Source organism: Staphylococcus equorum, from assembly GCF_029531845.1.
GTDB classification, from domain to species: domain Bacteria; phylum Bacillota; class Bacilli; order Staphylococcales; family Staphylococcaceae; genus Staphylococcus; species Staphylococcus equorum_C.
Genome location: NZ_JAMBPV010000016.1, coordinates 1 through 18,943 on the forward strand (window position 1 = coordinate 1; position 18,943 = coordinate 18,943).

Sequence of the window (18,943 nt, forward strand, 5' to 3'; positions counted from 1 at the left end):
GACATTTTATATTGTAAACGTAGGTGGCGGTTATTTAGATGGTGACCGCTATAACATGAACTTTAATATAGACACTAATGCGAAAGTGATATTAACTTCGCAAGGTGCAACGAAGATTTATAAGACGTTAAATGATCATGTGGAACAATATCAAAATTTCAATATTAAAGATAACGCTTATGCAGAATATGTAGGCGATCCAATTATCGCTTTTGAAAATGCCAAATTCTACCAACATAATACGTTTAACTTGAGTTCAACAGCAGCTTTATTTTATACAGATATTTTAACACCAGGGTATTCTAAAGAAGGTAAAGCCTTTAGCTACACTTATATGCATTTATTAAATGAAATTCATGTAGACGATAATCTCGTTGTATTTGATAATATGTTACTTGATCCAACTAAAAATAAAGTTGATGATATCGGTTATATGGAGCATTATAGTCACTTGGGTTCTTGTTATTTTATCCACCCAAATGTTAACCAAAAATTCATAGATAACGTATTCGATCAAATTAAACACTTGCAACAAGCATATGATTGTCGCTTTGGTATTACACACTTACCAACACATGGTTTTAGCATTCGTATTTTATCTAACAAAACGCAAGTAATCGAAAAGATTTTAACGACATTACAAACTTATGTTGTTAAAGAAATATTCGATCGTGACGTTGACTTTTTAAGAAAATATTAGACAAATTGAGACGGCCAAAGAGCATACAAATTATCTTTGAAACATTTTTTGGTGCATGATATCGGTTTGTGTATACCAACAAATTTTTTATTATTGTTTGATTATTATAAAAAAGAACTGCTTAGCCGAATGTAATAAAAATGAAATTTAAGAAACTGAGACACCTAAAGATTTAGGTGTCTTTGCTATTCTAATAATAAGGAGAAAAATTTATGAAAGTAAAAAACCAACAACCCTATATCTTAGATAATGAGCTAGGCTCAAGAGAAGAAGTTGAAGTAGACGAGCAAAGAATTAAAGAATTAGAAGAATATGATGAGCAAGAAGATAAAAATCCTAATAACAAAATTGTTATTTTTACAACTATACTGATATTTGCATTAACAATAATTTTATCTATTATTATATGGGCGAATAAAAAATAGATAAAATCTTTAAAGTTAAAAACGATCGTTATTAAGACTGAATTTTATTTTGAAACGAGTAAGAGGCCCCTTATTGAAATAAGGAGTCTCTTTTGATATATTTTCTGCTAACGACCTATTATGTAAAATGAAAGAAGTTTTCTAATATCAAAGGAGTGTGTAAAATAAGTAAAATAAGGTTGATTAATCCTACAGATGAGTATTTAAATGAAATATGGAACTTTAAAAACGAATTCCACGATATAGAAAACGGAATTGAAGGAACTTCCAGATTAGCCGTTATGGTATCTCCTGAAGATTGGTTAATACATTTGAAAAATAATGTGAATTTAAGGAAAAAAGAGGAGAAAATAAGAGCTATACAATATATAGCAATAAACCAACAAAATAAAATTGTAGGTATGCTTAATATCAGATTAGATTTAAATAACTATCTATTTAATTACGGTGGACATATTGGTTATTCTGTTAGACCTAGTGAAAGAAAAAAGGGATATGGTTATGAAATATTAAAAGAAGCCATCACGCATTCAAAAGAACTAGGGGTTAAAAATTTATTATTAGTATGTAATGACGATAATATACCCTCTATAAAAGTAATTGAAAAGAACAATGGTGTTTTAGAAAATAAGGTCTTCGATAAAGATGATAATGTTTATGTAAGACGATATTTTATAAACCGATAACATTTTATAAAACGTTCGTTTTTGACACAAAACCTCTTAATATAAAATTGAGAGGTTTTTCTTACATATTTTAGTTTCTAAACCTGTGTTATAATCAATGTATCACAAATATCAAAAAACATGAGTTTTTAGACGATGACAGACGTGTTTATTTGCATCGAGAATTAGATTTCATTAATAAGTACCCATAAAACGATTAAAAGAGGTGGTATTCAAATGGCTAAAATTGGTTATGCCCGTGTATCAACACAAGATCAAAGTCTTGATGGACAGATTGATACACTTGAGGAATATGGTTGTGAACGTATCTTTAGCGAGAAAGCGAGTGGTCGTAAAACCAAAAGAACGGAACTTGATAAGTGTTTAGATTATTTACGTGAAGGAGATATCCTAGTTATCTATAAACTAGATCGTCTTGGACGTACAACAAAACAGTTAATTGAACTATCGCAATGGTTGGATGAAAACGGCATTGATTTACATATTATTGATATGAATGTATCAACCAAAGATGCGATGGGCAAAATGTTCTTTACAATGATGAGTGCATTCTCTGAACTTGAAGCTAACTTATTAAGTGAACGAACGAAAAAAGGGTTAGAAGCAGCACGAGCAAGAGGCCGAAAAGGTGGTCGTCCTTCATTACCTGACCATAAGAAAAGAGAGATTAAATTCTTATACGATGAACAAAAACTTACTGGTGAAGAAATTGCGAAACAAACAGGAGTAAGTCGTTCTACAGTTTATCGTATTAAGAAAAAAGACTAAAAACAGACAGATAAAATGAATTTTAAATAATGAAAAAGTGCCTCAATCAATGGCAGTAGATTGAGGCAAGTAGATTGGTTATAAGAAAGTAAAAATTAATTTACTTATTTTTAAAGTAGCAATTAATGGTTTTATTATTCAGTTACAACTTTTAAATTTACATCTATGTTATTTCGCGTAGCTTTTGAATAAGGACAAAAATCATGTGCGTCTTTTAAATATTTTTCTGCTTCTTCTTGAGATATATTACTTACTTTGGCATTGATATCTACTTCTAGTTTTGGACTTTCAGCATCTGGATCATCGACTAATCTTACAGTTAATGTTACTTCAGGATTAGCATTTTTAACTTTATTTTGTTTTAAAATTAAGTCGAATGCGCCATTAAAACAAGAAGCATAACCTGCTGCAAATAATTGTTCAGGGTTAGTACCATTATCAGAGCTTGTTTTGTCTGGTGGTACTATTGCTACATTTATCACATTATCATCTGTTTTCACATGACCGTTTCTTCCACCTTTATTGGTAGCACTTGTTTCATATTGGACTGTCATAGTTCATTCTCCTTTATATTGTATTATCAAGAGTCTTTACACTGTGTTCATCTCCGATTAAAACTTTATCCGTCATGTTAATAAATAATCCTGAGTCTACAATACCTACGATAGAATTCAAGGCCTTTTCCAGGGATTTTGGATCATCTATAAAACCAAAGTCACAATCAAGAATATAGTTTTCGTTATCTGTAGTATATGGTTGGTTATGCAATTCTCGTAGTGTAGACACACCACCTAAAGACTCAATCTTTTGAGCTGTAACTTCCCAACCAAATGGTATAATTTCTACCGGTAATAGAAATGCTCCTAATTGTTCTACAAGTTTAGTTTTATCTATTACAACAACAAATGATTTAGCAGAATCAGCGATTATTTTTTCACGTAGTAGTGCGCCACCACCCCCTTTAATTAAATTAAAGTTAGCATCTACTTCATCAGCTCCATCAATAGCTAAATCTAATTTTCTAACTTCTTTAAAGGATGTGAGGGGAATGTCCAATTGTTTTGCTAATTTAGCTGTGTTTTCCGATGTTGGTATGCCAGAAATGTTTAGACCTTTTTTAACTTGATTGCCTAAATACTCTAAAACGTACTGCATCGTTGAACCAGTGCCTAAGCCTATTGTCATTCCGTCATTAATCTGTGTGACAGCTTCTTTTGCAACTAATTTTTTTAATTCATCATTGTTCAATTACTCATCTCCCGTTTATAGAACAAGAATAATTTATTTCTTCCAATATCTTTCAAACAAATTATTCATATGCAATGTCATCAGTTCAGATGCTTTCACGTCATCATGTAATTCAATAGCTTGAATAATTTTCTTGTGTTCCTCAAAGTTTACTTGTCTATAATCTGAACGTGTAACAGTTCTATCTCTTAAAAATTTCCACATTTTTTGATGTCCCATAGAGTCACTAATGTCTTGAATAAACTTAATTAGCAAATCATTTTTAGTAGCTTTAGCGATTGTTTGGTGAAATTCATCGTCTGTTATAGGGTTATAGATACCATCGTTTGTTTCCTTTTCCATTTTCGAGATTATATTATTTAATTTTTCTATAACTTCATTTGTTGCTCTTTGTGCAGCATATTTAGCGATGATAGGTTCAATTTCCATTCTTGATTCAATTATTTCTTCTGGTGAAACACTATTTAAAACATTAGATGAATCATTGTCTTTAGTCGTATTTATAGTATTTTTAACATAAGCGCCTTCGCCTTGTTTTGATAATACAAAACCATTTAATTCTAATGCGCTTATTGCTTGTCTAACAGGGGCTCTACTTACGCCAAATTGATCGCATAAAAGTTTTTCTGAAGGTAGTTTATCACCAACTTGGAATGTACCTATTTCTATTTCATGAAGAATTTGCTCGTAAATTTGAATATATAATTTGTTACTAGAGACACGATTGAAAGGCATAAATAACACTTCTTTCTATGTTTATTGTAATCTTATATTACCATGTATGTTAGTTAATAACATAACATGTATGTCTTTAAGTAACATAGAAAGTAATAATGTTAGTCCATGTGTGAACCTCCATTAATATCGATATCTTCACCTGTAATATAAGATGCTTCAGATGATGATAAAAATGCTATCGTTGTGGCAATTTCTTTCGTTTCAGCTGGGCGACCACTCGGAATTGTGTCAATTACTTTTTGTGCTTCATCTTCAGGCAACGATTTCCATATATCAGTATTAACCAATCCAGGAGCAACACAATTTACAGTAATCCCATTACTAGCAACTTCACGTGCTAAATTTTTAGAGAACCCGAGTACTGCAGCTTTAGAAGCTGAATAATGAGCACCGCCAAATACGCCACCACCGCGTTTTCCAGAAACAGAGGAAAGACTAACAATGCGACCGTAATTTTGCTTTTTCATTGGTTTCAAAGCAGCTTGTGTTGTTAAGAATAAACCAAACATGTTTACAGTGAATATTCTTTGCATGTCAGTTAAAGTCATATCTTCTACGGTCACTTTTTGAGAGATACCTGCATTATTGATTAAAATATCAATTGTTCCGTAATGATCAATTACTTTTTCAATCATGTTATCTACAGAAACTTTATTAGTTACATCCAGCTCCACGCCAATTGCTGTACCACCCAAATCATCAATTTCTTTTACTACAGCGTCTACACCTTCTTTATTTAAATCTGCTATAACTAAATTTGCTCCTTGTTCTGCAAAAGTTAGAGCGATTTCTCTTCCAATCCCTTTTGGTGACCCACTTCCTGTGATAATTGCTACTTGATTGTCTAATCTAAACATTTATATTCATCCTCTCTATTTCTGGACCAATGACTTAGCAGTATTTATAATGTTTTCTACTGTTATTCCATTTATTTCTAGTAATTTTTCATAAGGTGCGGATTGCCCAAATTGATCTTGAACACCAATTTTCCTTACTTTACCAGCACCTTCTTCTGCCACAACATCACTAACAGCACTACCTAATCCATTAATAATATTATGATCTTCTACTGTTACAATATTTCCAATATCTATACACTCTAATATAGCTGTTTTATCAATAGGTTTTATAGTATGCATATCTAGTAATTTAACCGATATACCTTCTTCTTCTAATTTTTCAGATGCTTCTATTGCCAAACTCAATGTATCTCCATTAGCAATAATTGCGATATCTTCTCCATCTTTAAGATGTTTTGCTTTTCCTATTTCAAACGTTTCGTCTTCATCATAAATAATTGGGATTGGGCCACGAGTAAATCTTAAATAAACAGGGCCATATATTTCAGAAGCAGCTTTGATTAATTTTCTTGTGGAATAATAATCAGCGCCCATGATAACTTTCATATTGGGAAATGTACGCAAAACTCCCATATCTTCTATAGCTTGATGACTTCCTCCATCTGTAGCTGGTGTTAACCCGCCATGTGAACAAGCTATTTTTACATTAAGGTTGGGATAACATACTTCTTGTCTTACTTGTTCTGCCATTCTTAATGATCCAAACACTGCATAAGTACTTACAAAGGGTATTTTTCCTGTTGTTGAAAGACCTGCAGCCATGCCAGCAGCATTTTGTTCAGCAATACCCACATTTATATGTTGTTGGGGTAACTCCTTCATAAATTCCCCTGTTTTACAAGATCCTCCAATATCAGCATCTACAACAACAATATTTCCGTTTTCTTTACCTAGCTCCAATATTTCATCGCCAAATGCCTGTCTAGTAGCTTTTCCTTCTTTATTTTTGATTAAGCTCATATTTTAGCACCTGCCTCTTGTAATTCTTTCATTGCCAAATTGTATTCTTCTTCATTTGGCGCTTTTCCATGCCAACTAACGCTATTTTCCATAAATGACACACCTTGACCTTTTGTGGTATTACAAACAATACACTTAGGTTTATTATCATTTAAATCTCTAATCTCATTTAAAGTATCAACGACTTCTGTCATGTCGTTGCCATTTATACGTTTTGTATAAAATCCCCAAGCTTTAAATTTTTCTTCTAAGTCACCGTTTGGCATGATTTCTTCAGTAGTACCATCAATTTGTAATCCATTGTCATCAACAAAGACAATTAAATTATCCAATTGATATTTAACTGCAGATTGAGTAGCTTCCCAGATTTGCCCTTCTTGACATTCACCATCACCAAGAACAGCAAAAACTTTATATTTTTTCTTGTCCATTTTACCAGCTAAAGCCATACCTACCGCGCATGATAATCCTTGTCCTAAAGAGCCAGTTGAAATATCAACGCCTGGACATTTTTTTGAATCTGGGTGCCCTTGAAATGGTGATTTGTATTCACGTAAAGTATAAACAGTTTCATATGGTACAAAACCCAATGTTGCTAAAGCAGAATATTGAATTGGTGCAACATGTCCTTTTGATAAAACAAAACGATCTCTATCTTCCCATTCAGGATTTTGAGGATCAATATTCATTTCTCCGAAGTATAAAGCACTCACGAAGTCAGCTGCTGATAATGATCCACCAGGATGACCTGATTGAGCACTATATACCATTTTCAAGACAGTTTTTCTTAACTCATTTGCAGTTTTTTCTAGTTTGCTCACTTTTAAATTTGCCATGCTCTCCACCTCTTTTAGTGCAATTTTTCAACTTGTCTACTAAGTTACTTACAACACAAGGTTACAATAAACCGTTTTCATTGTCTACCTTTACTTTTAAAATTCCTTATTGACAGACATATTTGTCGAGTCTATACTTCTTATATACTTAGTATACAAGAACAGAAGTAAACCATTTTTTAAGAAGTGGTTTAAAATTTCACTTTAATTGTAAGCGCTATCAAATTCAACGTGACTTTTTAAAAATAAGGGGGAGGGGAATTTATGCCTTTAATTATTACAGGGCTTGGAATTTTAGTACTGTTATTATTAATCATGAAATTTAAAATAAATACGTTTTTAGCTTTAATTATTGTTTCTTTTATATTAGCTTTGTCACTTCAAATACCACCAAATGAAATAGCAATTTCTATAGAAAAAGGTCTAGGAGATACACTTGGGCATATCGGTCTTATATTCGGTTTAGGAGCTATGCTGGGTAAGCTTATTTCTAACGCTGGGGGATCTCATCGTATTGCCGTTACATTAGTTGGTAAATTCGGAGAAAAAAGAATTCAATGGGCTGTAGTGGTAGCTTCTTTTATTGTAGGGATAACACTATTTTATGAGGTAGCTTTTATATTATTAGTGCCTATTATTTTTACAATTGCAAAAGAAATAAATATATCTATATTAAAGTTAGGCTTTCCAATGGTCGCTACTTTACTTGTAACACATTCTTTTTTACCTCCACATCCTGGGGTAACAGCCGTTACATTAGAATATGGTGCAGATGTAGGTACAGTATTAATTACTGGAATAGTCATAGCAATTCCTACAGTTATTATAAGTGGTATTTTTTATCCGAAATTACTTAATAAAATAAATCCTTCTATTTTCACAAAAACTAGGAGTGTATATCAATTAGAAGATGATACAATTCCTCAAAATACACCTGGATTTGGAATTAGTGTTTTAACAGCAATATTTCCTGTTATACTGATGGCTTTAGGAGCTATTATCATCGCCATAAAAGATTCACTAGGGATGAGTAATAATTTCTTTTTCGAATCTATAAGTTTCATTAGCAATGCTTCTGTAGCTATATTAATTTCTTTGATTTTAGCTATATATACAATGGGGATTAAAAGAAAAATCCCCGTATCTAGTTTAATGGATTCATGTGTATCTGGTATAAATACATTAGGTTTCTTGTTTTTAGTTATCGGGGGTGGCGGCGCGATCAAGCAAGTACTTTTAGATGGCGGCGTAGGAGACTATATTGCACAAATTTTCGAAGGTTCTACAATCAATCCTATTATATTGGCTTGGTTTATAGCAGCAATATTACGTGTATCATTAGGATCAGGAACAGTAGCTACATTATCAACAGCCGGACTAGTTATACCCATATTGGGTCAAACTCCTGATGTTAATTTAGCTTTAGTTACACTAGCTACTGGAGCAGGGAGTTGTATACTTTCACACGTCAATGATGCTATGTTTTGGATGATTAAAGAATATATGGGAATGACGCTAAAAGAGACTTTTGCTACATATACTGTTATATCAACAATAGTTTCGATAGCAGGATTAGTATTTATACTGATATTAGACATTTTTATATAATAACGAGAATTTGTTTATTTATATTGTTTTTTAAATTAATTTGTTATATCTTTTATGTTGGTGAAATTCATTATTATAAAATTAACTTAAAGCGAAGTATAATTAATAATTATACTTCGCTTTTTTTAAATATAGAATCTAATAACTCTATATACACTATTAATATTAGAATAATATGTTCTGTATGTTTAGAGCGTACTTTAGTCATACACATTGAAGTTCATTTCCTATTTCCATTTACTTAATATTAAATATCATCTTCAAGTAAAGCCTCTAATACTTTTTGCAAGGTATCTTTAAACACTTCTATAAACTGTTTAGCAGTGCTATCGGTGCTGTATTGGGTGGTTTATTACTTGCACAAGGAGCATCAACTAACATGTTAATCCATAGTACATTTACTGTAGTTATTTTAGGTATTATTGTTCAATTAATAAGTATATTTATTGACAAGAAAAGTATAGAACTTTAAATAAGTAGTATTTAGTATAAAGCACCCTACTATTTGATATAGTAGAGTGCTTTTATTTGTAATGATATCTGCAAGATGCAACTAATATTGCATTGTCATTTACTGTATATACTAATCTATGTTCTTGGTTAATTCGTCTACTGTAATACCCAGAAAAATTGCCAACTAACTTTTCTGGTTTACCTATACCATCTAATGCGCCCTCTCTAGAGATACTTTTTAATAACTGATTAATCCTTTTAACCATCTTTCTATCTTTTGTCTGAAAATATTCATAATCATCAAATGCTTGTGGCGAAAAGGTAATGTTCAATTTAGCCACTTATATCAAGATATCCTTAGTTTTTACATTACCACGTTCTAGGTTTTCAATAGATTCTGATAAATGTTTCGCATTGGCAGGGTTTTGTTGCAAGTATAGTGTTTCCATTATTTCGTTATAATTATCTTCTGACATTATAACTGCATTACGATCTTTTGTTGTAATTGTTATCGTATCGCTATCATCATTAACTTTATTAATCATATCTTTAAAGTTTTCACGTACATATGAATAAGATTTAACAGTCATATTAAATGCCTCCTTACAGTTGTTAAATATTTATTATCTTAATTGTACAAGAAATTGTACGATAAAACAAGTTTTTAACTTATAGCATCGCTACAACAAATAGCGAAAATATGCACTTCCGATAAGTTGAATTACGTAACAATAATTCTATGATATTAAATTTACAAGCTCTTGGTATCTCAGAAGAGAAATCCATTTTGAAACATTTGTAATCATCACTCTTCTTATTTAACATAGAAGTTATATAATATAAAAACAAAGGTGGGGGAATATGAAAGTCTTAATAGTGTATGCACACCCAGAACCCAAGTCCTTTAATGGCGCTCTTAAGGATAAAGCATTAGATGTATTAAAAAATCAGGGACACGAAGTTAAAGTATCAGATCTATACGCTATGGATTTTAACCCTGTAGCAAATAAGAATGACTTTACAGAGTTGAGTGATAATGATTTTTTTAAATACGCTAAAGAACAAAAATATGCTTATGAAAACGAAAAGTTAAATCAAACGATAAAAAGTGAATTCGAAAAATTGTTGTGGTCAGACTTTATAATCTTTCAATTTCCACTATGGTGGTTCAGCGTTCCAGCAATTTTAAAAGGATGGTTTGACAAAATATTACTATTTGGTGGCGTATATGGTGGAAATTACGATAGATATGATAAAGCAAGATTAACTAATAAAATCGCAATGCTATCTACTACAACGGGGTCACCAGAAGGTAGTTACGCCCCTAAAGGGTTTTCAGGAGATATTCACAAGCAAATATTATTTCATATTAATCATGGAATGTTATATTTTACTGGTATGAAACCACTAGAACCTTTTATAGCTTATACAGTAAGTCATAGCGAGGAAGAAAGAAAAAATTATTTAATAAAACTCGAAAATAAACTTAAAAATATCGATGACATCAAAAGAATAAACTATCACAAATTAGATGAATTTAATGAAAATGGACAATTAGATTAACTGTTTTATTATTGACGTACAAAAACTTACTCTGGAAGAAATTGCTAAACAAACAGGTGTAAGTCGATCCACTGTTTATAGAATACTAAAATAATATATTTTCTATAATTAAAACCTCACAATTATAAATAATGCAATTTCCTTAGCTAATGCTTCCTTCTCTGTAGTACTATTACTATCAACTAACTGTAATGCGCCTTCATGAATCATTTGTGCAAAAATAGGGACAAACATTTCTTTTTCATTATCTGCGTAAACGTCTTTCAAACTTTTTGCTAAAACAATATTCAACTCGGTTAATATTTTTTCTCTCATTTGAGGTAGTGCTAACCCAGCATAGCTACTTCGGCATTCAATATTAGGTTCTTGATAAAAATCATGAACTGCTAAAATGAGTTGGCTTATATTTTCTTGATTAAAAGTCACAGTATCTGAAATATAGTTCTCAATAGAAACTGTAGCAAAATCTTCCATAATATAGTCTATTAGTTCATATTTATCTTTAAAGTGCGCATAAAACGTAGCTCTGTTTACTTGAGCTCCTTTTGTGATATCTGCTATTGTTATTTTCTCAAAATCTTTTTTATTAACCAAACTAAAAAAGGCGTTAATTAGTGATTTCTTTGTATGTGTCGTTCTCAAATTTTTTACTTTTTCTGCCATTTGAATCATCTCCTCAACAATTTAAGGTTCTTGTTGCTATAGCAACATTTAAGCATGGTTTGTTGATTGTTATATTATTTTATTAACTGTATATTTTAGTTAAAGCAACATTTTGTTGTTTTAACATATCATAGACAAGGAGCTACTTAAAATGAAAACGATTGTTATTGTAGGAGCAGGTACTGGTTTAGGGCTATCTCTAGCTAAAAAATTTGGTGCTGAAGGATTTAGAGTAGCAGCTATTTCTCGAAATGCTGAGAAATTAAAAGTTATTCAAGAAGACCTGAGTAACTTAAACATTGAGGCAAAGACTTTTATAGCAGATATCACAGACTTGGAATTATTAAAACAATCTATCCAAACAATTAAAGTTGAGTTTGGTTCGATTGATATCATAGAGTTTAGCCCTTACGCAAAAGAAGATAAATTTACAAATATATTAGAAACTACGCCAGAGAGTGTATCAGAAATGTTAAAAACTTATCTATTCCCATCAATCCAGTTAGTTAACGAAATTTTACCAGATATGATAAATAAAGGCAGTGGATCAATTCTATTTACAACAGGTGTATCTACAATATTCCCTTTACCTTTTGCTGGAAATGCTGGAATTATAGGAGCTGGATTGCGTAATTATGCTGAAAATCTCTACAATGAAATGGAAGAAAAAGGTATATTTATCAGACACCTTTCAATAGGAACAGTAATAGAATCTGGAACAATGGGTGATCCAGATTCTATTGCGAAGGCCTGGTATAATTTATACAACAAAAAAGGAAAGTTTGAAGAAACATTCCCACAAGACCTTAAACAATCTGATATGTTCTAATTAGTGTAACGCACTTAATTGATAAAGTATTATTAGTATATTAATCAAATGATTTTGCATTCCTCTACACTATGGTGTTATAATATGACTAACAAATATTAGACTCATGAATCACCGAACCCCCAATCTACAGTCATAGATTGGGGGTTCTTTTAATAGTGAGGCTCTGTCGCCTTACTTATTGCGATTGTTTAGCCAAAACGTGAAAATCGCAATCATACACCCTGATATGATGGGTGCAATTATGCTAACAAATATTAAACTCATGACTTCACCTCCTTCCGCCGAAAATACCGCCGGAAGTTAAGGCGACTCCACTATTATACCATCTGTATCTTTTGAATCATATGCACTTCCGATAAGTTAAATTATGTAACAATTAAGTATAATGCCTTTTTCGTTGCTAATTTTATAAAGTAATAAGATTAACCGTATTCAACAAAAAATAGAGTGTACAAAAAACGACCCATTTCCTGTACACTCTACACTTAGGCTATTGTTAACTAACATAATAAGAAAAATATGCCAAATGCGATGAAAACTATTTAATTTAAATAAAGATATAAGTTTGTAAATTGCTCTTCTTCATTATATTTATCTACAATATCAAAAATATTTTTATCGCTTATCTCAATTTGGTCTTCTTTCAATTCTTCAACAATATTAGTAACACTAAAATCACTAACATCGCCTTTGATTTTATTATCGTAATGCGTTAGTACACTGAATATTTTAACTTTTTGTGATTCGTTATAATTATAATTTCCAAAAATGTTTTCCATAATTTATCACTTCCTAATTATAGATTTTGACTACTAGGACGAATTATAAATTCATTTACAGATGATTCCTCGGGTTCATTAATGGCGTAATTAATAGCTCTAGCAATAGCATCTGGTTTAATTGCATCTTTATATACTTCATCTATACCTTGTTTCATTTCTTTATCGCTAATATGGTCTGTTAACTCAGTATCAATAGCACCTGGAGAAAGGATTGTTGTTCTAATATTTGAACCCACCGAAGCTTCTTCTTGTCTTAATCCTTCAGTTATCGCTCTTACTGCATATTTAGTACCACTATAAACAGCGCTACCTGGGAAAACAACATGGCCTGCTACAGAAGCTAAATTGATAATATGACCTGCTTTTTGTTCTCTCATATAAGGCAATACTGCACCGATACCGTATAGTACACCTTTAATATTAACATCAATCATTTGGTTCCATTCATCTTGCTTATTCTTTTCTAAAAAAGATTGAGGCATAAGACCAGCATTATTAATTAAAACATCTACACGTCCAAAATCATTATACGCTGTTTCAATTAATGCATTTACTTCATCTGGCTTCGTTACATCAGTTTTTTGAATGCTTACATTATCACCTATTTTTTGTTGTATTTTTTCTAATCGATCTACGCGTCTTGCTCCTAAAACAAGCTTAGCCCCATTTTCAGATAGCAAACTTACTGTTTCCTCGCCAATGCCACTAGACGCACCAGTTATCACGACTACTTTATCTTTTACATTATTCATTATTTTGCCTCCTTGGTTAATACAATTATATATTTCACTATATTATCGTGATTAAAACATCGTTGATATTCTCATACTAATTTCGACATATATTCGGAATGATAGATTCTACAACAAAATAGATTGTTTTAAATTTTCATTTTAGTAACCAACTAAGTCTTTATCCAATAAAGATATAAGACCATCTTAATGCTCCAAAGTATTGTTACATTTAAAATCTACAAGTATTTTTTGATATTTTTTATATTATAAACAATTGTGTTTAAATGAAGAATTGTAAAAGAAATCTAATAAATATTAATTTTTCAATCAAAATAAAATATCTTATAATTAATTATTATTGATATATAAATGTTTATAAATATATATAAGGGTATATAAAGATATATAGTCACTTAAACTATTTTAGGTGTAATTAGTACATCTAAAATAGTTTTTATTTTACATCGGAGGTTTTGAGAATATGAGTACTGTTTATGCAATGGCTTTAGATTTTGGAAATGGATTTGTAAAAGGAAGAATAAATAATGAAAATTTTATAGTTCCTTCACGTGTTGGATTAAAGTCTAGCACTACTCGTCAGTTAGAGGGATTTATCAATAGTGACTTAGACGTCAGTGAATTTATAATAAATAATAATACAGATGAAATATTATTATTTGGCAAAGATTTAGATAAAACTACAAATACAGGTAAAGACACAGCCTCAACAAACAAACGTTATATTTATAAATCATTCGAGGATTTAGTTAATTGTTCAATTGGATTATTGGCAAGAGAAGTGCCAGAAAAAGAAATAGACGTTGTTATCTCAACAGGTATGCCAAGTAATGAAATTGGTTCTAAAAATCAAGCACAGTTTGAAGAGATACTTAGGAGAAATCGTTCTATAGAAATTGATGGTATAACTAAAATAGTAAACGTACAAGATATTAAAATTATCGCACAACCCATGGGTACATTATTAGATTTACATATGGAAAACGGTAAAGTGTTCAAATCTTTCACTGAAGGTAAATATAGTGTATTAGATTTTGGTAGTGGTACAACTATTATCGACACATATCAAAACTTAAAACGTGTTGAAGAAGAAAGTTTTGTTATTAACAAAGGTATGATTGATTTTTATAAACGTATAGCTACTCATGTTAGTAAAGAGGCAGGTGGTGATGCTATCACACCTAGAATGATTGAAAAAGGTATGGAGTATAAACAATGTAAAGTAAATTCAAGATTAACGATAGACTTCACTGATTATTTCTACAAAGAACAGGACGAATTAATACAAGAAGTAATGAGTAACTTTGAAACAGTTATTGGAAATATTAACTCAATAGATAGAATAATAGTTACAGGTGGCGGCGCAAATGTTCATTTTAATTCATTAAGCCATTATTACCCAGATGTCTTTGAAAGCGTCGAGGATAGTCAACTTAGCAATGTACGTGGTTATGAGAAGTTGGGGGAATTATTAAAAGCACAAGTCGAACAAAACTTTACCGAGTTTGAGCAAACAAGAAACTAATCATCTCCTAAAAATTAAAAAAAAAGATTATCCCCAAATCTTCGAATTTTTAGAAGGTGTGCCTAAAGGGACGAAAACAGCACATATTAGAGAAGCATTACTTAGATATATTGAGGAATTGGGTACTCCCCCTATTCCATCAAACATAAACAAGAAAAATACTTTTGCTGAAAGTTCAGATTTTAAACCCGTTAAAAAAAGATACCAAGAACAAATGAAACAAGAGGATATTAAAAGAAGAGAAGAAATTCAAACAGCAATAAAGCAAGAAGGGCTTAAACAACACCGAACAAAAAAAGAAGAACAAGATGAAATGGTAGACATCAATATAAATCAAATTTAGTCTAAAATGGTGATATCATATCTACCAAGAGAGCTCCTCTAATGAAAGGGCTCTCTTTTTACTTATATAAAATTTTAAGTAAGTATAGTAATAATTTATGACGTCGCAATAATTGGAGCACAAAAACTACCAAGCTACAATACATCCAGTTATCACAGGTTCAATAACCGTTACGAATAGAAATTAAAATTTCAGGGAGGTTATAATATGTTCGCGAAAGTTAATGGCACACGTATTTACTTTGATGTGGAAGGAAGAGAGCAAGTCTATGACGGAGAAGAATGGAGGAAGAAGCCTGTTTGCTTTATCCTTCATGGAGGACCTGGAGGTGAACATACAATATTTCAATCATTGCTTACACCATTGTCCAAATATATGCAATTGGTTTATATTGATCAGCGCGGGTGTGGTCAATCTGAACGAGGGCCGTCGTCCTCATATACAGTGGAAAATAATGTCGAAGATTTGGAAGCACTTCGAGTATATTTAGGGCTGGAAAGTGTTATCTTATTTGGTCATTCTTATGGAGGGATGCTTGCTCAAAGTTATGCGCTCCGATACCCTGACAGCGTGTCCGGTCTTCTCCTTATCGCTACAACACCAAGCCATCACTTTATGAAACTAGCACAACAGAAATTAGAGGAAAACGGAACGAAGGAGCAGAAAAAGTATGCCAAGCTATTGTTTGAGGGAGCTATTAGTACCGAGCAAGAAATGGCGGAATATTGGGTTGTTATGGATTCGCTTTATTCTTATGTATCAAGAGGCAAAGTAAAAACAGAAAAAGAAAAGAAAGAAATTGTGAAAAAAATGTCGGCTTTTAATTGGTCAGTGGCAAATGCAGGATGGGAATTTATGACAACATTCGATTTCGTTGATCAATTAAGTAAAATTGCATGTCCTACATTAGTTGTGGGAGGCCGCTACGATTTGGTTTGCCCAGTAGAAGGCTCTGTGCTTATGGCAGAAAAAATTCCTGATAGTGAATTAGTAATCTTTGAAAAAAGCAGTCATAACATATTTGTTGATGAGTGTGAAAAGTTCAACACTGAAGTTTCCTCATTTGTTCGTAGAAGATTTGAGGAGTGACTACTTGATTTTTCATTTCCTGCCCCTATGGTGTTATAATTTATTTAATGAAAAGTAGCTCCATTGGAACATCGAACCCCTCACTACTGAGAATAGTGAGGGGTTCTTTTTGGTGTGACTATGTCGACTTATTATTTATTACAGTTGTTTAGCCAAAACCTAAGAATTGTTTATTGCATTATTAAAAATTAGTACAATCTCTCATATACTACAGTAATGTAAACTAATTTAATTTGTTGCAATATCTTTACTCGTTTTAATAATAAACAAAACAAGTAAAGTCAGACAAACAGAACCAACTAGTGTCGGAATTATAAAGAACATGCCCGCTGAATTTGGCAATGCATTGCCTGAAGAATTTAACATTGTTACACCAATGAATGCACCAATTATCGCTGAAAGTGTACTAATAATAAGGTTGGTAATTTTATTGTTAGTTAACCAGATTGAAAATGCCACGCCAACGATTACACCTATTACTATTGCAATAATAAAATCCATCAAACCCCTCCAGTAATGTTTCAAACTGCGTATAGTATTTATTTAAATATGCGTTAATATTAAGTAATTCCTAACGTTGATAGAAAAACATAATAAATATCCTACTTACAAACTCAAATAACCTCTAAAGAAGTATATTAAACACGTAAAATTAAAATTTTGACTTAAGCAAAAGCTTATTTGCCGATTTAAATAATAAGAAAACGACCCATACCCCGAATACGACTTGCTCAAAAAACAAAGAAGTTAAATCATTCGAATAAGTAATTGTTTTACGTATAGCCTTTCACATTTACAAATATTTATGATTTATACCTATAAATACAGGGGATAAAATAAGTGTATATCAAATAACGAGGAGGGGTTTGTATGTCAAGATACGTTTTTCAATCGCCAAGTAGATATGTACAAGGAAAAGGAGAAATAAAAAGTTTAGCTAATGAGGTTAATAAATTAGGTGACTCGCCCTTGATTATTTCAGATAGTTTAGTTTGGTCACTAACAAATAAAGACATAAATGAAAGTTTTAAATCTAACGAGATTAGTTACAAATACGAAGAATTTAATGGAGAAGCCTCTGAAAATGAAATAGCAAGGCTTAGCCAAATAGCTAAAGATAATAATATAAATGTAATTGTTGGCGTTGGAGGAGGAAAGACGTTAGATACAGCAAAAGCAATTTCTGATGATCTTAATTCTCCCGTTATTATTGTCCCAACAACTGCTTCTACAGATGCACCTACGAGTGCTTTATCAGTTATCTATTCAGATGAAGGTGTTTTTACTGGTTACAGATTTTACTATAAAAACCCAAATGTAGTATTAGCAGATTCACAAATTATAGTCCAAGCACCAGTCAAATTGTTTGCGGCGGGCATGAGCGATGCTTTAGCTACTTTAGTAGAAGTTAAAGCAACTTTAAACCGTAGAGGGAAAACTATGGTAGATGGAAAACCAACATTAGCTTCTTTAGCCATTGCTGAAAAAGCAGAAGAAACAATATTTAAATATGGTAAAAGCGCCTATTTTGCTGCGGCACAAGGTATTGTAACACCTCAAGTGGAGTCTATTATCGAGGCAAACACTTTACTCTCAGGACTTGGTTTTGAAAATGGTGGCCTTGCTGCAGCCCACGCAATACACAATGGGTTTACAGCTTTATCAGGAGATATTCATAAACTTGGACACGGCGAAAAAGTGGCCTATGGGACTTTGGTTCAAATGGTTTTAGAAAATAGACCTTATGAAGAAATTAAAAAATATATTGATTTTTATAAATTCTTAGAAATGCCAACAAATTTAAATAATATGCATTTACATGACACTTCTTTTGAAGATTTAGTAAAAGTAGGAGAATTAGCAAAAGATCCTAATGATACTTTCTCTAATTTAAGTGACGAATTCACTGCTGAAGACGTAGCGCAAGCTATACTAGCAGTGAATGAATTAAGTGGAGGCAAAGTGAAGTAAATTGCTCTTTATTTAAACTATGTATATATTTATTCTTATTTTGCATTTCCACTCACTATGATGTTATAATGCATTTAACAAGAATATCTGCATTTGATGCACCAACCCCCTCACTACTGAGAATAGTGAGGGGGTTTTTTG

At 31.6% G+C, this 18,943-nt stretch carries 25 protein-coding genes and 1 pseudogene; 13 read left to right on the plus strand and 13 right to left on the minus strand.

The features are described from left to right. The 4 genes from M4L39_RS13300 to M4L39_RS13315 form a co-directional block, all read left to right on the plus strand. The coding region (locus tag M4L39_RS13300) for an urease accessory protein UreD (RefSeq protein WP_277582442.1) at positions 1-700 on the plus strand (700 nt) is incomplete at its 5' end. 212 nt (positions 701-912) lie between these two features. After that, the gene (locus M4L39_RS13305; protein WP_277582443.1) at positions 913-1,125 is read left to right on the plus strand and encodes a hypothetical protein; all 213 of its coding nucleotides are present in this window, start codon (positions 913-915) and stop codon (positions 1,123-1,125) included. A gap of 179 nt (positions 1,126-1,304) precedes the next feature. Continuing rightward, positions 1,305-1,811: a GNAT family N-acetyltransferase gene (locus M4L39_RS13310; protein WP_277582444.1), complete on the plus strand. Its 507-nt coding sequence runs from the start codon at positions 1,305-1,307 to the stop codon at positions 1,809-1,811. A 216-nt stretch (positions 1,812-2,027) separates the two neighbouring features. Further along, a complete protein-coding gene (locus M4L39_RS13315; RefSeq protein ID WP_057511415.1) occupies positions 2,028-2,579 on the plus strand; it encodes a recombinase family protein in 552 nt (183 codons plus the stop codon). A gap of 134 nt (positions 2,580-2,713) precedes the next feature. Here M4L39_RS13315 and M4L39_RS13320 read toward each other — a convergent pair whose 3' ends face one another. The 6 genes from M4L39_RS13320 to M4L39_RS13345 all read right to left on the minus strand — a co-directional run bounded on the left by M4L39_RS13320 (position 2,714) and on the right by M4L39_RS13345 (position 7,245). Then, complete coding sequence (locus M4L39_RS13320) at positions 2,714-3,133, minus strand: organic hydroperoxide resistance protein (RefSeq protein ID WP_057511414.1); 420 nt, start codon at positions 3,131-3,133, stop codon at positions 2,714-2,716. 13 nt (positions 3,134-3,146) lie between these two features. Then, positions 3,147-3,827 carry a ribose-5-phosphate isomerase RpiA gene (rpiA, locus tag M4L39_RS13325; RefSeq protein ID WP_082587021.1) on the minus strand — a complete coding sequence of 227 codons (681 nt, stop codon included), beginning with the start codon at positions 3,825-3,827 and terminating at the stop codon, positions 3,147-3,149. A 33-nt stretch (positions 3,828-3,860) separates the two neighbouring features. Next, positions 3,861-4,562: a FadR/GntR family transcriptional regulator gene (locus M4L39_RS13330; protein WP_057511413.1), complete on the minus strand. Its 702-nt coding sequence runs from the start codon at positions 4,560-4,562 to the stop codon at positions 3,861-3,863. 101 nt (positions 4,563-4,663) lie between these two features. After that, positions 4,664-5,422, minus strand: a complete 759-nt coding sequence (locus M4L39_RS13335; protein WP_057511412.1) for an SDR family NAD(P)-dependent oxidoreductase — start codon at positions 5,420-5,422, stop codon at positions 4,664-4,666. 15 nt (positions 5,423-5,437) lie between these two features. Continuing rightward, positions 5,438-6,385, minus strand: a complete 948-nt coding sequence (locus M4L39_RS13340; RefSeq protein ID WP_057511411.1) for a transketolase family protein — start codon at positions 6,383-6,385, stop codon at positions 5,438-5,440. Further along, positions 6,382-7,245, minus strand: coding sequence for a transketolase (locus M4L39_RS13345; protein ID WP_277582471.1), 864 nt, complete (start codon positions 7,243-7,245; stop codon positions 6,382-6,384). Before M4L39_RS13345 ends, M4L39_RS13340 begins: the two co-directional genes overlap by 4 nt. Before the next feature lie 240 nt (positions 7,246-7,485). Between M4L39_RS13345 and M4L39_RS13350 the strand changes: the two genes are divergently transcribed. After that, positions 7,486-8,829, plus strand: a complete 1,344-nt coding sequence (locus M4L39_RS13350; RefSeq protein ID WP_057511409.1) for a gluconate:H+ symporter — start codon at positions 7,486-7,488, stop codon at positions 8,827-8,829. Between the two features lie 283 nt (positions 8,830-9,112). Then, positions 9,113-9,301 (plus strand): hypothetical protein, encoded by a 189-nt coding sequence (locus tag M4L39_RS13355; RefSeq protein ID WP_156393374.1) that lies wholly within the window; start codon positions 9,113-9,115, stop codon positions 9,299-9,301. Between the two features lie 52 nt (positions 9,302-9,353). Here the strand turns inward: M4L39_RS13355 and M4L39_RS13360 are convergent, their stop codons facing one another. Then, a complete protein-coding gene (locus tag M4L39_RS13360; protein WP_002508598.1) occupies positions 9,354-9,623 on the minus strand; it encodes a Txe/YoeB family addiction module toxin in 270 nt (89 codons plus the stop codon). Continuing rightward, positions 9,624-9,872, minus strand: a complete 249-nt coding sequence (locus tag M4L39_RS13365) for a type II toxin-antitoxin system Phd/YefM family antitoxin (RefSeq protein WP_002508597.1) — start codon at positions 9,870-9,872, stop codon at positions 9,624-9,626. Positions 9,873-10,143: 271 nt separating this feature from the next. Between M4L39_RS13365 and M4L39_RS13370 the strand changes: the two genes are divergently transcribed. Continuing rightward, complete coding sequence (locus tag M4L39_RS13370; protein ID WP_057511408.1) at positions 10,144-10,845, plus strand: NAD(P)H-dependent oxidoreductase; 702 nt, start codon at positions 10,144-10,146, stop codon at positions 10,843-10,845. Between the two features lie 4 nt (positions 10,846-10,849). Continuing rightward, a pseudogene (locus tag M4L39_RS13375) lies at positions 10,850-10,939 on the plus strand (helix-turn-helix domain-containing protein); the annotation flags it as partial. 14 nt (positions 10,940-10,953) lie between these two features. Here M4L39_RS13375 and M4L39_RS13380 read toward each other — a convergent pair. Then, positions 10,954-11,508, minus strand: coding sequence for a TetR/AcrR family transcriptional regulator (locus M4L39_RS13380; RefSeq protein ID WP_277582445.1), 555 nt, complete (start codon positions 11,506-11,508; stop codon positions 10,954-10,956). 151 nt (positions 11,509-11,659) lie between these two features. Here M4L39_RS13380 and M4L39_RS13385 point away from each other — a divergent pair, with 151 nt between their 5' ends. Next, positions 11,660-12,337 (plus strand): SDR family NAD(P)-dependent oxidoreductase, encoded by a 678-nt coding sequence (locus M4L39_RS13385; RefSeq protein WP_057511407.1) that lies wholly within the window; start codon positions 11,660-11,662, stop codon positions 12,335-12,337. 174 nt (positions 12,338-12,511) lie between these two features. Here M4L39_RS13385 and M4L39_RS13390 read toward each other — a convergent pair whose 3' ends face one another. From M4L39_RS13390 to M4L39_RS13400, 3 genes are all read right to left on the minus strand, one after another. Beyond that, complete coding sequence (locus M4L39_RS13390) at positions 12,512-12,604, minus strand: type I toxin-antitoxin system Fst family toxin (RefSeq protein ID WP_156393372.1); 93 nt, start codon at positions 12,602-12,604, stop codon at positions 12,512-12,514. A 278-nt stretch (positions 12,605-12,882) separates the two neighbouring features. Then, positions 12,883-13,119: a hypothetical protein gene (locus M4L39_RS13395; protein ID WP_057511406.1), complete on the minus strand. Its 237-nt coding sequence runs from the start codon at positions 13,117-13,119 to the stop codon at positions 12,883-12,885. Positions 13,120-13,136: 17 nt separating this feature from the next. Further along, positions 13,137-13,874: an SDR family oxidoreductase gene (locus M4L39_RS13400; RefSeq protein WP_057511405.1), complete on the minus strand. Its 738-nt coding sequence runs from the start codon at positions 13,872-13,874 to the stop codon at positions 13,137-13,139. A 463-nt stretch (positions 13,875-14,337) separates the two neighbouring features. On the opposite strand from M4L39_RS13400, the gene M4L39_RS13405 reads away from it, so the two are divergent. The 3 genes from M4L39_RS13405 (at position 14,338) to M4L39_RS13415 (ending at position 16,831) form a co-directional block, all read left to right on the plus strand. Beyond that, positions 14,338-15,399, plus strand: a complete 1,062-nt coding sequence (locus tag M4L39_RS13405) for a parM protein (RefSeq protein WP_057511404.1) — start codon at positions 14,338-14,340, stop codon at positions 15,397-15,399. Further along, positions 15,380-15,742 carry a plasmid segregation protein ParR gene (locus tag M4L39_RS13410; RefSeq protein ID WP_277582446.1) on the plus strand — a complete coding sequence of 121 codons (363 nt, stop codon included), beginning with the start codon at positions 15,380-15,382 and terminating at the stop codon, positions 15,740-15,742. The genes M4L39_RS13405 and M4L39_RS13410 overlap by 20 nt, the downstream gene beginning before the upstream one ends. Before the next feature lie 207 nt (positions 15,743-15,949). Further along, positions 15,950-16,831 (plus strand): alpha/beta fold hydrolase, encoded by an 882-nt coding sequence (locus tag M4L39_RS13415; RefSeq protein WP_277582447.1) that lies wholly within the window; start codon positions 15,950-15,952, stop codon positions 16,829-16,831. Between the two features lie 228 nt (positions 16,832-17,059). On the opposite strand, the gene M4L39_RS13420 is transcribed toward M4L39_RS13415, so the two are convergent. After that, the gene (locus tag M4L39_RS13420) at positions 17,060-17,332 is read right to left on the minus strand and encodes a hypothetical protein (RefSeq protein ID WP_057511401.1); all 273 of its coding nucleotides are present in this window, start codon (positions 17,330-17,332) and stop codon (positions 17,060-17,062) included. Positions 17,333-17,701: 369 nt separating this feature from the next. On the opposite strand from M4L39_RS13420, the gene M4L39_RS13425 reads away from it, so the two are divergent. Next, positions 17,702-18,802: a glycerol dehydrogenase gene (locus M4L39_RS13425; protein ID WP_277582448.1), complete on the plus strand. Its 1,101-nt coding sequence runs from the start codon at positions 17,702-17,704 to the stop codon at positions 18,800-18,802. The last annotated feature ends 141 nt before the right edge of the window (positions 18,803-18,943 follow it).

Coding starts and splice junctions, on each gene's coding strand:
- M4L39_RS13335 (WP_057511412.1), bottom strand. CDS start 5,422: ATGTTTAGATTAGACAATCAAGTAGCAATTATCACAGGAAGTGGGTCA.
- M4L39_RS13420 (WP_057511401.1), bottom strand. CDS start 17,332: ATGGATTTTATTATTGCAATAGTAATAGGTGTAATCGTTGGCGTGGCA.
- M4L39_RS13350 (WP_057511409.1), top strand. CDS start 7,486: ATGCCTTTAATTATTACAGGGCTTGGAATTTTAGTACTGTTATTATTA.
- M4L39_RS13405 (WP_057511404.1), top strand. CDS start 14,338: ATGAGTACTGTTTATGCAATGGCTTTAGATTTTGGAAATGGATTTGTA.
- M4L39_RS13340 (WP_057511411.1), bottom strand. CDS start 6,385: ATGAGCTTAATCAAAAATAAAGAAGGAAAAGCTACTAGACAGGCATTT.
- M4L39_RS13390 (WP_156393372.1), bottom strand. CDS start 12,604: ATGAGTTTAATATTTGTTAGCATAATTGCACCCATCATATCAGGGTGT.
- M4L39_RS13425 (WP_277582448.1), top strand. CDS start 17,702: ATGTCAAGATACGTTTTTCAATCGCCAAGTAGATATGTACAAGGAAAA.
- M4L39_RS13385 (WP_057511407.1), top strand. CDS start 11,660: ATGAAAACGATTGTTATTGTAGGAGCAGGTACTGGTTTAGGGCTATCT.
- M4L39_RS13365 (WP_002508597.1), bottom strand. CDS start 9,872: ATGACTGTTAAATCTTATTCATATGTACGTGAAAACTTTAAAGATATG.
- M4L39_RS13320 (WP_057511414.1), bottom strand. CDS start 3,133: ATGACAGTCCAATATGAAACAAGTGCTACCAATAAAGGTGGAAGAAAC.
- M4L39_RS13330 (WP_057511413.1), bottom strand. CDS start 4,562: ATGCCTTTCAATCGTGTCTCTAGTAACAAATTATATATTCAAATTTAC.
- M4L39_RS13305 (WP_277582443.1), top strand. CDS start 913: ATGAAAGTAAAAAACCAACAACCCTATATCTTAGATAATGAGCTAGGC.
- M4L39_RS13370 (WP_057511408.1), top strand. CDS start 10,144: ATGAAAGTCTTAATAGTGTATGCACACCCAGAACCCAAGTCCTTTAAT.
- M4L39_RS13400 (WP_057511405.1), bottom strand. CDS start 13,874: ATGAATAATGTAAAAGATAAAGTAGTCGTGATAACTGGTGCGTCTAGT.
- M4L39_RS13415 (WP_277582447.1), top strand. CDS start 15,950: ATGTTCGCGAAAGTTAATGGCACACGTATTTACTTTGATGTGGAAGGA.
- M4L39_RS13395 (WP_057511406.1), bottom strand. CDS start 13,119: ATGGAAAACATTTTTGGAAATTATAATTATAACGAATCACAAAAAGTT.
- M4L39_RS13315 (WP_057511415.1), top strand. CDS start 2,028: ATGGCTAAAATTGGTTATGCCCGTGTATCAACACAAGATCAAAGTCTT.
- M4L39_RS13380 (WP_277582445.1), bottom strand. CDS start 11,508: ATGGCAGAAAAAGTAAAAAATTTGAGAACGACACATACAAAGAAATCA.